The 13,900-nt window shown below is 42.7% G+C and carries 15 protein-coding genes; 7 read left to right on the forward strand and 8 right to left on the reverse strand.

All coding sequences use genetic code 11. From position 1 onward, the window contains the following. Nucleotides 1–7 precede the first annotated feature (7 nt). Nucleotides 8–892 (reverse strand): CvfB family protein, encoded by an 885-nt coding sequence (locus BGK61_RS07345; RefSeq protein WP_076011809.1) that lies wholly within the window; start codon nt 890–892, stop codon nt 8–10. A 65-nt stretch (nt 893–957) separates the two neighbouring features. Here BGK61_RS07345 and BGK61_RS07350 point away from each other — a divergent pair, with 65 nt between their 5' ends. From BGK61_RS07350 to BGK61_RS07365, 4 genes are read left to right on the forward strand one after another with little or no spacing between them, the layout of a single operon-like run. After that, nucleotides 958–1,695, forward strand: coding sequence for a 5-oxoprolinase subunit PxpA (locus BGK61_RS07350; protein ID WP_076011810.1), 738 nt, complete (start codon nt 958–960; stop codon nt 1,693–1,695). 56 nt (nt 1,696–1,751) lie between these two features. After that, on the forward strand, nt 1,752–2,531 hold the full coding sequence (locus BGK61_RS07355; protein WP_076011811.1) for a 5-oxoprolinase subunit B family protein: 780 nt from the start codon (nt 1,752–1,754) through the stop codon (nt 2,529–2,531). Then, nucleotides 2,528–3,475 carry a 5-oxoprolinase subunit C family protein gene (locus BGK61_RS07360; RefSeq protein WP_076011812.1) on the forward strand — a complete coding sequence of 316 codons (948 nt, stop codon included), beginning with the start codon at nt 2,528–2,530 and terminating at the stop codon, nt 3,473–3,475. Before BGK61_RS07355 ends, BGK61_RS07360 begins: the two co-directional genes overlap by 4 nt. Then, nucleotides 3,472–4,338: a D-amino acid aminotransferase gene (locus tag BGK61_RS07365; RefSeq protein WP_076011813.1), complete on the forward strand. Its 867-nt coding sequence runs from the start codon at nt 3,472–3,474 to the stop codon at nt 4,336–4,338. Before BGK61_RS07360 ends, BGK61_RS07365 begins: the two co-directional genes overlap by 4 nt. Nucleotides 4,339–4,391: 53 nt before the next feature. Here BGK61_RS07365 and fur read toward each other — a convergent pair whose 3' ends face one another. Then, a complete protein-coding gene (gene fur / locus BGK61_RS07370; RefSeq protein WP_014998616.1) occupies nt 4,392–4,820 on the reverse strand; it encodes a ferric iron uptake transcriptional regulator in 429 nt (142 codons plus the stop codon). A 316-nt stretch (nt 4,821–5,136) separates the two neighbouring features. Between fur and BGK61_RS07375 the strand changes: the two genes are divergently transcribed. Next, nucleotides 5,137–7,143: a methyl-accepting chemotaxis protein gene (locus BGK61_RS07375; RefSeq protein WP_076011814.1), complete on the forward strand. Its 2,007-nt coding sequence runs from the start codon at nt 5,137–5,139 to the stop codon at nt 7,141–7,143. 125 nt (nt 7,144–7,268) lie between these two features. Here BGK61_RS07375 and fldA read toward each other — a convergent pair whose 3' ends face one another. The 5 genes from fldA to BGK61_RS07400 all read right to left on the reverse strand — a co-directional run bounded on the left by fldA (nt 7,269) and on the right by BGK61_RS07400 (nt 11,194). Next, nucleotides 7,269–7,793: a flavodoxin FldA gene (gene fldA / locus BGK61_RS07380; protein ID WP_014998614.1), complete on the reverse strand. Its 525-nt coding sequence runs from the start codon at nt 7,791–7,793 to the stop codon at nt 7,269–7,271. 26 nt (nt 7,794–7,819) lie between these two features. Then, nucleotides 7,820–8,038 (reverse strand): DUF2788 domain-containing protein, encoded by a 219-nt coding sequence (locus BGK61_RS07385; protein WP_014998613.1) that lies wholly within the window; start codon nt 8,036–8,038, stop codon nt 7,820–7,822. A gap of 124 nt (nt 8,039–8,162) precedes the next feature. Further along, complete coding sequence (locus BGK61_RS07390) at nt 8,163–8,951, reverse strand: alpha/beta fold hydrolase (protein ID WP_459166499.1); 789 nt, start codon at nt 8,949–8,951, stop codon at nt 8,163–8,165. A gap of 72 nt (nt 8,952–9,023) precedes the next feature. Then, the gene (locus BGK61_RS07395; RefSeq protein ID WP_076011815.1) at nt 9,024–9,422 is read right to left on the reverse strand and encodes an H-NS histone family protein; all 399 of its coding nucleotides are present in this window, start codon (nt 9,420–9,422) and stop codon (nt 9,024–9,026) included. A gap of 122 nt (nt 9,423–9,544) precedes the next feature. After that, nucleotides 9,545–11,194 carry an electron transfer flavoprotein-ubiquinone oxidoreductase gene (locus tag BGK61_RS07400; RefSeq protein ID WP_014976739.1) on the reverse strand — a complete coding sequence of 550 codons (1,650 nt, stop codon included), beginning with the start codon at nt 11,192–11,194 and terminating at the stop codon, nt 9,545–9,547. A 371-nt stretch (nt 11,195–11,565) separates the two neighbouring features. Between BGK61_RS07400 and BGK61_RS07405 the strand changes: the two genes are divergently transcribed. Further along, the gene (locus tag BGK61_RS07405; RefSeq protein WP_014949735.1) at nt 11,566–12,318 is read left to right on the forward strand and encodes an electron transfer flavoprotein subunit beta/FixA family protein; all 753 of its coding nucleotides are present in this window, start codon (nt 11,566–11,568) and stop codon (nt 12,316–12,318) included. Further along, complete coding sequence (locus tag BGK61_RS07410; protein ID WP_061095228.1) at nt 12,315–13,241, forward strand: electron transfer flavoprotein subunit alpha/FixB family protein; 927 nt, start codon at nt 12,315–12,317, stop codon at nt 13,239–13,241. The genes BGK61_RS07405 and BGK61_RS07410 overlap by 4 nt, the downstream gene beginning before the upstream one ends. A gap of 121 nt (nt 13,242–13,362) precedes the next feature. On the opposite strand, the gene BGK61_RS07415 is transcribed toward BGK61_RS07410, so the two are convergent. Next, entirely contained in the window at nt 13,363–13,671 is a 309-nt protein-coding gene (locus BGK61_RS07415) for an isoamylase early set domain-containing protein (protein WP_014949733.1), read from the reverse strand. Nucleotides 13,672–13,900: the final 229 nt, after the last annotated feature.

A 13,900-nucleotide genomic window follows, 5' to 3' on the forward strand; every position in this document is an offset into this window, starting at 1 on the left:
TGTATGCTTATTTGTTTAGGCGAACAGCGTCAGGGCCAAGCGTGATTTTCTTCTGCTTATACAATGCCCCTAACGCTTTTTTATAGGCCGCTTTGCTTACGTTAAAATGAGAGTAAATGGCTTCTGGCGCACTCTTATCCGTTAGCGTAGAAATGCCACCGTGGGCTTCTAAATCATCCAAAATAGCCTGTTGAAGTGCATCGCGACCACCTTTGTCCACACGCTGAAGGGCAACGTCAACTTTGCCATCATCACGAATGGTTTTAATTACCCCTTCAGTGGCTTGCCCAACTTTAAGCGGCTTAAAGGCATCACTGTGGAAAATTAGTCCTAAGCTCTTTTCATTGATAACCACTTTAAAGCCTAAATCTGTTTTGGCGTAGACTAAGCAATCAACGATATCGCCTTCATTGAGATAGGCGCTGCTTTCCTTTAAGAAGTAGTGAAGCTTGGTGGCCCCCAGAATGCGCTGGGTTTTATCGTCAAAAAAGGTGTGAACTACGTAGTACATACCCGGATTTACAGGTTGAGCTTGGTAGTCGTTAGGCATTAAAAGATCGTTCTCTAAGCCCCAATCGAAGAATGCGCCAAAATTGGTGGCAGACACCGCTTTAAGTACCTTGGTTTCGCCCACTTGAATAAGAGGTTTCTTCATGGTGGCATAAAGGTCGCCGCGCTGATCCGTAGCCACAAATACTTCAATTTGTTGTCCTTCGGTTAACGGCGTTTCTACTTCGTCAATCGCAAGGGTAACGGTTTGCTGCTCATCAGCATCATCTATTTCTATTACGCTGTCGTTCTTGTCATCGTTTTCGACAAGTGGCGCTAAAGCGTAGCCAAAAGGGTATTGGGCTACCACGCGTAATGTATTAATTTTTCCAATATTTATCATCAGCACTGACTTTTTAAAAAGAACAGGTAACATGATACTGGAATGAACGTAAGAGCTAAACCATTATGAAGTTAAATTGCGATTTAGGTGAAAGTTTTGGCGCGTGGTCAATGCCAGTGGAATCAGCCATCATGGCGGAAATCGATCAGGCAAACATTGCATGTGGTTTTCATGCCGGCGACCCGCTAGTAATGAAGCAAGCTGTTTTTTTAGCAAAAACTCACGGTGTGGCAATTGGCGCACATCCGGCGTATCCAGACCTACAGGGCTTCGGTCGTAGAAGTATGGCTATAGTGGCAGATGAACTCATCGCGATGATTCAATACCAAGTGAGCGCATTGTCGGGTATGGCCGCATTATATGGGGCTAGCGTTAGTTACGTTAAGCCACATGGTGCGCTATATAACGATATGATGAAGGATGCGGGTATAAGACGTAGCGTTATGCATAGTATTGCCGACATCAATGCGCAATCTTCACAAGACCCATTAACCCTGATGGTGCAAGCCACTGCGAAAAACGACCTTATTAAAGAAGAGGCAAAAGAATTTGGGTTGCCGCTCTACTTTGAAGCCTTTTCTGATAGACGCTACAACGATGACGGTTTATTGCAGTCACGCAATATTGAAGGTGCAGTATTAGATGAAAAGGGGGCACTAATGCAGGCTGAACAGCTAATAGAGTCTGGAACGGTCACTACAGCATCGGGAAATACGCTGAAAGTTGAAGCTGATTCTCTTTGCGTACATGGCGATACGCTAGGCGCGGTAAGTATTGCTCAAAGGATCAGAGCATTTCTATAAATTTGCCTCATAAAAAACACATTTACTAAGAATAATTACTTTATCAAGGACAGAAAATGCAAGCTTTTGGGCGTATTAAGCGAATTGTGACAGCGGGTGCAGATGCCATAATGGTGTATTTTGACGGCGCAAATCTGGACGAAGCAAACGATGCTTGTCACCAATTACTGTCAGCTATAGATATTAGACAAAGGGAAAGTCAAATATCAAAAGGTTCAAAAGCTAATGAAGAAGATGCCTCGAATTCGTGGCATTGGCTACGAGAGGCAATACCTTCCTACGATAGTTTGTTAATTATTTTTGATATGGCGTTAATTGACAGCCACGGTGTGTATCGCGCGTTACGAAGTATAGTTACTGAAAGTACAAGCGCCCACCTTAACGTAACTAAGCCAAGTGGCGAAGGGAAAGTGATTGAGATACCTGTTTGGTATGGCGCGCCCAACGCCAGCGATCTTAGTATAGTAAGCAAAAAAACTGCGCTATCTATTGAAGAGGTTATCGAGCTACACACCAGCGTAACTTATAAAGTGTACGCCGTAGGGTTTTCGCCCGGCTTTGCCTATATGGGCGATATTCCAGAAGCACTTAAATGTGCGCGATTAGGCACTCCGCGCAAGCGCGTTCCCAAAGGTGCAGTAGCAATCGCTGATAGGCAAACCGCAGTTTACCCCAGTGAATCACCAGGAGGGTGGAATTTACTTGGTCTAACTGCGTTTGACATGCTGTTGCATAAGGCGGAGCACAGTGAGTCTCGCTTAAAAGCGGGAGATATAGTGAAGTTTGTGTCAATTACCGAACAGGAATACAAAGCTGGATTACAGGTCGAATTATGAAAATTGAAGTACTCAGCAAAGGACTGTTTAGTCTTATCATTGATAACGGCAGAGTAGGTCAACAGAGAGACGGATTTTGTGAATCAGGCCCTATGGATAGTAACGCCTATGGTTGGGCCAATTTTCTTGCTTTCAATTTAGACGATACGCCCTGTATTGAAGCTATTGGCGAAGTGCGATTAAAGGTTGATGAAGATTGCGTTATTGCGGTTACCGGCAGGGAATCAACACTTAGCGTAGATGGTAGCGTTAGAGAGGTTTACCGAAGCCAAACTATACCAGCCGGTTCCACCATAACTTTCGGTAGCACACTACTTGGCAGCAAGGCCTATTTGGCAATAGGTGGGAATTGGCAGGTACCTAAAGTAGTTGGAAGCGCAAGCACTGTGGTTCGTGAGCAATTAGGTGGGTTAGATGGCAAAGGGAGTGCGTTAAAAGACGGCGATTGTTTTGAAGTTTTGGCTAATACAAGAATACAAAACAACGCTAAAATGCGCTCATTGCCCACAAACCAGATCGACGATTATGGCTTTTTAGAAGCAATCAGGGTTGTGCCGGGGTATCAATTTTCAAATTTCAGTGCTGTTGCCCTACGAACGTTTGAAACTAGCACCTATACGGTTTCATCATCTATCGATCGTATGGGCTTTAGATTAACCGGTGAACCGGTTGCTTCTGATATTGAGGATATGCGATCTGAAGCTATTCACTTAGGGGCTATTCAAGTGCCCGGTGACGGGCACCCCATAGTGATGATGCGAGATAGACAAACATTAGGGGGCTATCCCAAACTTGGTTGTGTGAGCCCCTGTGACATTAGTCGCCTGGCCCAAGCAGTGCCTGGTGAAAAAGTTAATTTTGCTTTTCAAAATGAAGAAGAGGCAAGGGCAGACTGGCTACTTATGACAAGTAGACGTCGCCGATTACAAGGAGAAATATTGTGACGATTGCGTTTTTAAACGGTGAGTATATGCCTCTTTCTGAGGCCAAGATTTCTCCGATGGATAGAGGCTTTCTTTTTGGCGATGGAATTTATGAAGTTATTCCAACGTATTCTGGTCGCGCGGTGGGCTTTAAAGGGCACACCTCGCGCATGGAGCAAGGCCTCAAAGCTATTGAAATCACCAACCCCTATACGGCAGAAGAATGGCAAAACATTTTGTCTACCTTGGTTGAGAAAAATAACGCGTTTATCGAAAGTGGAAACATAGGCGTTTATTTCCATGTTAGTCGAGGTACTGATACGAAGCGTTTTCATGCGTACCCAAAAGATATAGCGCCGACTGTATTCGGATTCGCCTTTGAAATCTCGCCGCCGCAGCCTACAGCAAAAGAGGATGCAAAACCTTTTAAAGTAGCGCTTCAGCAAGATAAGAGATGGCAACGCTGCCATATTAAATCCACATCATTGTTAGGTAACGTTATGCATTTTCAGGCAGGCGTTGATGCAGGCGTGAATGAGACTATCTTGTACAATAGTGAAGGTATGATAACCGAAGCAAGTTCGTGTAACGTATTTATGGTAAAAGACGGCTGCATTTCTACACCGCCATTAAATCATGAACTCCTTCCAGGGATTACACGCGCTATTGCTATAGAAGCATTTAAACAAGCAGGTCTAGTGGTTACTGAGACTTGGTTTAGCAAAGATGAATTGTTAGACGCAGACGAAGTATGGTTAACCTCATCTAGCAAAGAAGTGGCTCCGGTGGTAGAAGTAGATGGTAAGCCGATTGGCTCTGGGGAAATTGGTGATGTATGGGAAGAGGCAATTAAGGCCTACCACGCATACAAATTTGAAGCATAATAAACAGAAAAGGCCCGCTTAAAGCGGGCCTTTTACTAGAAGAATAATGTCACTTATTCTGGTACGTTGTCGCAGTTTCCGTCCGTACACTCGCCATATAGATAAAGGCTGTGATGCGTAAGTTTCATCTTGTGCTGCTTGGCGATCATTTCCTGGCGTTCTTCGATGATATCATCTTCAAACTCAATCACTTTTCCACACTTAAGGCATACAAGGTGGTCGTGATGATCTTTGTGGCTGATTTCAAAAACAGACTTTCCACCTTCAAAATGGTGGCGGTTAAGAATACCTGCATCATCAAACTGGTTTAGAACGCGGTAAACCGTGGCAAGACCAATTTCTTCACCCTGTTCGATAAGAATTTTATAAACGTCTTCAGCGCTGATATGTTGGTTTTCTGGCTCTTGCAGAATTTGTAAAATTTTAAGGCGAGGCAGAGTGACTTTAAGCCCTGCTTTTTTCAATTCTTTATTTTGATCCATTACAACCTACTAAGAACGAGTGAATAAGTATTTGGTGGTTATTATAGGTAAGTTGAAACAATTTAAAAGTAAAACCGTGGAAACTTTGTTTTCTCGCTGAAAATTTACGCATTGTGCAATGTTTTTAAAAATTGTGACATGGACACAGGCCGCGTGGTGTCTGGCCTGACCAGATTGTAAGTGCCAGATTTATCTACTAAATGTGTAAAATAAATAAAACTTTTGATGCATTGAATTAACATCCTGTTAAACTAAACTTAATAAGGCGACATAGCGCTTTTGGATTATTTGGCATGTTTTTTCGGTGGAAGTGCCCATGCAGTTAACAATTATAAATAAAATCACGCTAGGCTTTGGCTTATTCGGCTGCTTATTATTACTTACCAGTATTCTTTCCTATTTTGGCCTTAGCGGTATAAAAGATTCTGCACAAGATGTTGTAGAGCAAAAAATGCCAGTTCAGACCAGCATGGTTAAAGTCAAAACAGAAATCCTGTCTTTATCTGTAATAACGGCCAATGGTTATCATGTAGAAAACAGAGAGGAATTGGTTTCGAACAAAGATACATTCGATTCTTTGTCATCTGCATTCTCTGACGATTTATCACGTCTGAATTCACTAATGCCAAATAACGCAATAGCGACGAACGCTGTTGAAGTCAGTTTAGCTTACGTTAATAGCAGTAACGATATGTATGCTGCCATCAACGAACGAATGAATATCGAAAAAGCCCTTGCTGCACAGCTAGAAAAAGTTTTGATGACCGCTGATGAAGCCAGTGCCCTAATGCTAGACCTTTCTTATTTAGAAGGGGATAACCCAAGTATTGAAACGCTTATTGGTGCGGGTACGGCTATAGACAACAAATTGCTCACCATGAACGATTCGTTCATAGAACTTGCAGAAACCGACAGTGCCACACAAAGCGCCAATATCATTGAGGATTTGGAGTACCAGTTAAGCAATTTGCAAGTAGATAAAGACTATGTAAACCGTTTAGCCTCAGGTGTTGATGATGGCGGTACAATAGCATCTTTTAACGAACAATATGATTTACTGATGGAAGCGGTAAACGGTGCAAATGGATTAATTGCTTTGCAGCGACAAAAGCTTTCTGAAGTAGATAGAGCGGCGAAAGCCCAGAAGGAAGCAAAACAAGCGTTAGAAACAGCACTTGCCGACATTAATACTTTGTTTGACGCTGTCCAAAAGCAATCGCTTGACGGGCAAAACGCCATTCTTGAGTCTGTGCAGGCGAACTTGGTGCGCAACATCATTGTCGCGGCACTGGGCTTGGTGGCAGCTATATTCCTAGCGGTTATTGTAACACGCAGTATTTCCAAGCCCCTTGGGCGTATCAATAAAGGCTTGAGTCAGCTGAGTAAAGGCGATTTAAGCACTAAATTGCCACAAGAGGGCAATGATGAGTTTTCTGCCCTTTCGGCAAAAGTGAACAGCCTAACCGATAGTTTACGAGAGCTAGTGGGCAACATATTGGAGCAGGAAAAACGCCTTATAGACATTACAAAAGAAAGCGTAGAGCTTGGTAATAAGAGCTTATCTGAGGTAGACAAGCAACGTGAGCAAGTTACGGTAACCTCTACAAATACTAAAAACGTTCAGGAAAAAAGCCGTAGTAATCTGGCTCAAATTAACGAAGCTATGGAGGCGTTGCGCGATATAACCAAGCAAAGTACTGACATTGGTCAGTTAGTGCAAAAAAGCAGTCAGCAGGTGGGTAATCAAGCTAAACAGGCGGAATCGTCTGCGCAAATTATTGGCCGGTTAGATGATAATTCACGCAGTATCGGCAGCATCTTGGATGTAATCAAAACCATTGCAGAGCAAACCAATTTGTTAGCGCTAAATGCTGCCATAGAAGCGGCTCGAGCAGGTGAACAAGGCAGGGGCTTTGCGGTTGTTGCCGATGAAGTGCGTACTCTCGCCAATCGTACCCACGACTCTACCGAAGAAATTGAACAAATGATTGGAAACTTGCAAAAAGATGCCGCGCAAGCAGTTAAGGCAATCAATGCGGGGCGTGAGCAAGCGCAAGAAGGGGTAGTGATAACCCAACAAGTATCGCAACAAGTAGAAAGTATTAGGGAAATCATTGAGCGGTTAAGCGACATTAATGAACATATTGTAGCTGATACCGAACAACAGGATATTTTACTAGGCGATGTCGCGAAAAGCTTGAATCGTATTGTTGCACTAGCCGATTCCAGCGCACAAAGCACGCGCCAGTCCAACGAATCAACGATGCTCTTGGATGCGCAGACAGAAAGCTTGAGAAAAGCGGTTGAGCGTTTCCACCTGTAGCCACTCATTACGACGCGCTTTTTAATAGAAGGCGCTGCCAACACATAAAAAGACCCCCAATAATTGGAATGTCCAACTAATGGGGGTCACTTCAAAGAGCGGTTTTTTCTAATTTAACGTTTTATTTATGCAAGCTCAGCTAAGCAAAGTTCATCGTGAATTTGCTTACACCACGCTTTAACGCGAGATTCTGTTAGTTCTGGTTGACGGTCTTCATCGATACCGAGACCAACAAAATGATTGTCGTCAGCCATACCTTTAGACGCTTCAAAATCATAGCCTTCAGTTGACCACTGACCCACCAAGATAGCGCCTTTGGCTTCTACGATATCGCGTACCATACCCATAGCGTCTAAGAAGTATTCCGCGTAGTCTTCTTGGTCACCGCAGCCAAAAATAGCAACTAACTTGTCGTTGAAGTCAATTTGCTCTAGTTCAGGGAAAAAGTCATCCCAGTCGCATTGCGCTTCACCGTAGTACCACGTAGGGATACCAAAGATTAGCAAATCAAATTCAGCGATGTCTTCTTTACTGCTCTTGGCAATGTCTTTAACATCAATTAGCTGTTTACCCAATTCCTTCTGGATCATTTTCGCAACATGTTCGGTATTACCCGTGTCACTTCCGAAAAATAGGCCAACGCTTGCCATATCTAACCTCTATTAATCGTTACTAATTAAACGCCTGTGCTTAGCCAAAACCATTCAATAATGCCTTTCGCAAGAAACCCTAGTGCGCCTAAACCTAGCACACCGTACGTTACCACTCGTCCAATAAGCGGCACATCGTTCTTACGCAGTACATCGTGTACAGCAAAACCCATTAATACGAAAAGTATAAATAAGCCGCCATACAGCATGATGGACTCAATGAGTTCGTAATTTTCTGCAAGCATAGTGTTGTTACTTAAAAAAATCTGGCGCAACTATATCACAGTATATACGCCTGTAAGAGCCTAAAACGTTCAAAAATAGGTAATAATAGTCATTCTCACCTTAAATGAGGATGAAAACCCTTCTTTACGCTGATTTATTGAGCGTTCGTTCTACAATAGCGTTAAAGGCTGCGGGCTTTTCAGCGTGCAACCAGTGTCCTGTACCTTCGATGATGTGCGCTTTTGCATTAGGAAAATAACGGATTATTTCATCGCGGTACGCTGCGGTAATGTAGTCAGATTCGCTGCCCTTGATAAACAAGGTTACGCCATCGAACGTTTGATTTGTTTGTTCCCAATCAATAATGTGCGAATAACTAGCAATTAACCCATCAACGTTAAAACGCCATTTCCAATCGCCGTTTTCGTCTTGATATAAGCTCTTCAATAAGAATTGTCGTACGCCTGGCTCTTTCACGTGTTTAGCCATTTCTTTTTCTGCATCTTTTCTACTTTGAATTGCATCTAAAGGAACGGCCTTAAGCCCATCAAATACGGCTTGATGGCTATGGTTGTATGATACTGGGGCAATATCAGCAACAATGAGGTGAGAAACAACATTGCCATGATTTAACGCTAATCTCATGGCTACTTTACCACCCAGTGAGTGACCTAATACCGCGCTCTTTTTAATATCGAGCGTTTGTATAAGCTCGAATACGGCGTTAGCTGCGTCATCGATAGCAAAAGAAGAGGTCCATGGCGATTCACCGTGGTCAGGCAAATCAATGCTTACTACATTATAGTTTGATTCGAAGTGGCGCTTTATTCCGGCCAAATTATCGGCATTTCCAAACAGACCGTGGATGAGTATAAGCCAAGGGGCCGTAGGCGCGCATTTTGAAAGTTTATAGTTTAACTTCACAATTGACATATCCGTAATTGCACAGACGGTTAAAACAAAATAAGGCCTGTAAAAACAGGCCTTGTTTAATTAAATTTTTAGTTAATTAATGGCGTAATCGTCGAGTGATTTACCACTATCAAGCGCGTCTTTATATACGCGAGGCATGCGTCCAATACCTGTCCAAAGGTGTTCTTCACCTTTGCTATCAACAAGCTTGTATTTAACCGGACGTTTTTTGCCAACCTTTTTGTTTGTTTCTACATTTAATGCCTGTAGATCTTCAACATTTAAACCCGCTTCTTCCATTTGCTTTTTAATAGCAGCGAGCTTCTCTAATTTTTCTTTTTCAAGCTTTTCTTGTTCTACTAATTTTTCTTTTCTTTTCTCAATTATACCGCTAAGTTTTTCTTGAACTTGTTCAAGTTCTTCAATGCTTAATTCCTTAACAGCACCTTGTAAACGTCTTCCATGGGTTAAAATATCTAAAAAATCGCTCATTAATTAACCTTAATACGTTGTACTTAATTTCTATTGGATAATAAATAAAAGTAGCACAAAAAAAAAGCGAGCCAAGCTCGCTTTTTAAAAATATCCGTTAAATAGCAAATTAATACTTTAAATTACATGTTCGGGTAATTTGGTCCGCCGGCACCTTCCGGAACTACCCATTTAATATTTTGACTTGGGTCTTTTATGTCGCAGGTTTTACAGTGAACACAGTTTTGTGCATTAATTTGGAACCGTTTTTCACCTTCCTCTTCAATTACTTCATATACACCAGCAGGGCAGTAGCGCTGTGCTGGCTCTGCAAATTTAGGTAAATTAACCTGCAAAGGAATAGACGGATCTTTTAATTTTAAGTGGCAAGGCTGGTCTTCTTCGTGATTTGTATTAGATAAAAATACTGAAGACAATTTATCAAAGCTTAACACGCCATCTGGCTTAGGATATGAAATCTCTTTTGCATCTTTCGCTTCTTTAAGCTGTGCGTAGTCTTTATGTTCATCTTTCATGGTGAAAAACAAATTACCATTAAAGATATTTTGCTCTAGCGTGTTAAATGCGCCACCCCAGAAATTTCCGAGTTTGTGGATAGCGGGGCCAAAGTTACGAGAGCGGAACAATTCGTCATATAACCACGATGATTTAAATTTCTCTGTAAAGCTTGTTAACTCTTTTACTGGTGCCTCAGCATTTTCGGAAATGGCTTCAAAAATACTCTCTGCTGCAAGCATGCCCGACTTCATGGCCGTGTGATTACCTTTAATTTTGGCAAAGTTTAGCGTTCCGGCTTCACAGCCGACGAGTAAGCCACCTGGGAAGGTCATTTTAGGCAATGAGTTAAACCCACCTTTAGCGATAGCTCTGGCGCCATAAGAGACACGTTTACCGCCTTCAAGGTACTGTTTAAATACGGGATGGTGCTTTAAGCGTTGAAATTCATCAAACGGGCTTAGGTATGGATTGTCGTAGTTTAGGTCTACGATTAGCCCAACGAACACTTGGTTATCTTCAGCGTGGTACAAATAGCTACCGCCTGTTGCATCGTCAAGTGGCCAGCCGGCACTGTGAACCACAAGCCCTGGCTGGTGCTTAGATGGGTCTATATCCCAAATTTCTTTAAAGCCAATGGCATAATGTTGCGGTGAACTGTCTTCGTCCAGCTTAAAGTGCGAAATGAGGTCTTTTCCTAAGTGACCGCGACAGCCTTCTGCAAACACTGTGTATTTAGCGCGTAGTTCCATACCTGGCATGTAGCCGTCTTTAGGTTCGCCGTTTTCACCCACGCCCATGTCGCCGGTAAGTACACCGCCAACACTGCCATCTTCATTGTAAATGACTTCAGAGGCCGCAAAGCCAGGGAATACTTCAACACCTAGTTGTTCAGCTTGTTCTGCCAACCAGCGACACACATTACCCATAGACACAATATAGTTGCCATCGTTGTGCATGGTTTTCGGAGTAATAGCGTTAGGTAACTTTTTCGCTGAAGTCTCATCATTAAGTAGGTAAATGTGGTCTTCAGTTACTGGTGTATTGAGAGGTGCACCTTTTTCTTTCCAATCAGGGAAAAGTTCGTTTAGTGAGCGCGGCTCAAACACGGCACCAGAAAGAATGTGTGCACCTACCTCGGAGCCTTTTTCGACCACACAAACCATTAGCTCTTGGTCTTTTTCATTTGCAAGCTGCATAAGCTTACAAGCCGTTGATAATCCAGCTGGGCCGGCACCGACGATGACTACGTCAAACTCCATCGATTCTCGTTCCACGGGAGGCTCCTTATGTTTGTATTTTTATAATGCACTATTGATGAAACAAATAATGCTTTGTGTCAAAAACATGTAAATTAATTGTCGTTTTGCAAGGTAATGCAGGTTGACGTTTACGTCAACAGTAAGTACATTGCAAAGCAGTTTACGTTAACGTTAACTGGCAGTGTATTATAACTGCTCGTAAACGTGGTGTTAACGGCGTTTTAAGGCTAGCCTTTAAAAAACGTACGTTCCACGGATTCTTTTTTAACGTAGAGCACATTGTTAAAGTTTCAAAAAGCGTGGTGAAGTAATACGTTTTTAATTATTAATAGTTAATTATTAATGAAACGTAATAGACACCGACGAACTCAACAATTGAGGTAAATATGAAAATACTCGTACCGGTCAAACGCGCGATCGACTACAACGTTAAGGTAAGAGTGAAGGCCGATGAGTCTGGCGTAGATCTTACCAACGCAAAAATGGCCATTAACCCTTTTTGCGAAATTGCTGTTGAAGAAGCCGTTCGATTAAAAGAAAAAGGTGTGGCCACTGAAATCGTTGTTGTTTCAATTGGTGATAAGAGCTGCCAAGAACAAATACGTACAGCACTAGCCCTAGGTGCTGACCGTGGTATTCAAATCGATACCGACCAAAATCTTGATTCACTTCAAGTGGCGAAGCTGTTATCTAAAGTAGTTGAAGAAGAGCAACCACAGCTTGTTATTCTTGGTAAGCAGAGTATCGACTCTGACAATAACCAAACAGGACAGATGCTTGCTGCATTAACTGGCATGCCACAGGGCACTTTTGCGTCAGAAGTCGTTGTTGACGGCGAAAAAGTAAATGTAACCCGTGAAATTGACGGCGGTCTTCAAACTGTTGCACTTTCGCTTCCAGCGGTAGTAACCACAGATCTTCGCTTGAACGAGCCGCGTTATGCATCGCTTCCAAATATCATGAAAGCAAAACGCAAACCGTTAGACGTTAAAGCGGCTGCGGATTTTGGTGTTTCACTTGACTCAAACGTTAAGGTGCTAAAAGTGACGCCTCCGCCTCAGCGCGAGGGTGGCATTAAAGTGGCAGATGTTGCTGAGTTGGTAGACAAGTTAAAAAATGAAGCAAAGGTGATCTCATGAGCGTACTCGTATATGCAGAACACGATAATGCAAGCTTAAAGACTGAAACGCATAAGCTTGTGAATGCCGCGCAGAAAATGGGTGGCGATATTCACGTGCTAGTCGCAGGTGAAGGTTGCCAAGCAGTAGCTGAAGCTGCGGCGCAAATTGATGGTGTTGCAAAAGTACTTGTTGCTGACAATGCTGCTTACAAGCATCAGCTTGCTGAGAATACGGCTGATCTAGTAGTAGAACTTGCTGCTGACTACAGCCACATTGTTGCTGCTGCAACCACTACAGGTAAGAACTTCATGCCTCGCGTAGCGGCTTTATTAGACGTAGCGCAAATCTCTGACATCATTGGTGTAGAGAGTGAAGACACGTTTGTACGCCCAATTTACGCAGGTAACGCTATTGCTACCGTACAATCATCTGACGCGAAGAAGGTCATTACTGTACGAGCTGCATCATTTGATGCTGCAACAACAGGCGGCAGCGCAGAAGTTACGTCTTTAGACGTTGTTAAAGGTAGCGAGAAGTCTGACTTTGTATCGGCAGAATTAACTGAATCTGAACGCCCTGAGCTCACTGCAGCAGAAGTGGTTATTTCAGGTGGCCGTGGTATGCAAAACGGCGACAACTTCAAGCTTCTTGAAGGCATTGCCGACAAGCTTGGTGCTGCCATCGGTGCGTCGCGCGCTGCGGTAGATGCAGGGTTCGTGCCTAATGATATGCAGGTAGGTCAAACAGGTAAAATTGTTGCGCCTCAGCTTTATATCGCAGTAGGTATCTCGGGCGCTATTCAGCACCTTGCAGGTATGAAAGACTCTAAAGTCATTGTTGCTATCAACAAAGATGAGGAAGCGCCAATTTTCCAGGTTGCAGATTACGGGTTAGTAGGCGACTTGTTTGATGTACTTCCAGAGCTGGAAAATTCGTTGTAAATCTAATTTTAAGGCTTAACAAATTAAAGACAAAAGGCTGCGTATACGCAGCCTTTTTTGTAGGGAATCGTTATAAAATACCTAGATTAGTTACGGGTGTGTTTTTTAATGGAACAATAATTTAAACGCGCACCACTGAGTTGTCTTCTATGCTCACAGGTGAGGGAATATAAGCATCTGCTTCCCAATCGTTTTCCCATTTTTCACCATCGATGAGATAGCGAAACTGGTACTCGTGATCCTTCTCTAAATCCACCGTTAACGTAAAGTCTCCACTTTTCAGTTTCTTCATCGTTAGTGGCTGTGATTTCCAGTCAGTAAAGTCACCACACAACGCTGCTTCTTTGGCGTCTTGCGCCGCTTCCGCATTTAGTCGAAATGTCACTTTGCACAGAGGTTTTGATTTAAGGTATTGTTTCTTAAGACTCATAATGTGTTTTCCCTTCAACGTAGCGAAATCATTCCCGAGGCTACTTCGCATTAAAGACTAAGCTCAAATAACAACCGCCGGTTAACTCATAACCAATGAGTGATTAAATAATCAACGAAAATCTGATAATTATCAATCTTACTTTGTATTCTTTTGATAATTTTTTATATTAGGGCGGCTGATTTTTATGTGTATTTTAAAAACAATTAACAGACACAAAATTTAACAA

This window comes from Alteromonas abrolhosensis (assembly GCF_001953635.1).
In the GTDB taxonomy this organism is placed as follows: domain Bacteria; phylum Pseudomonadota; class Gammaproteobacteria; order Enterobacterales; family Alteromonadaceae; genus Alteromonas; species Alteromonas abrolhosensis.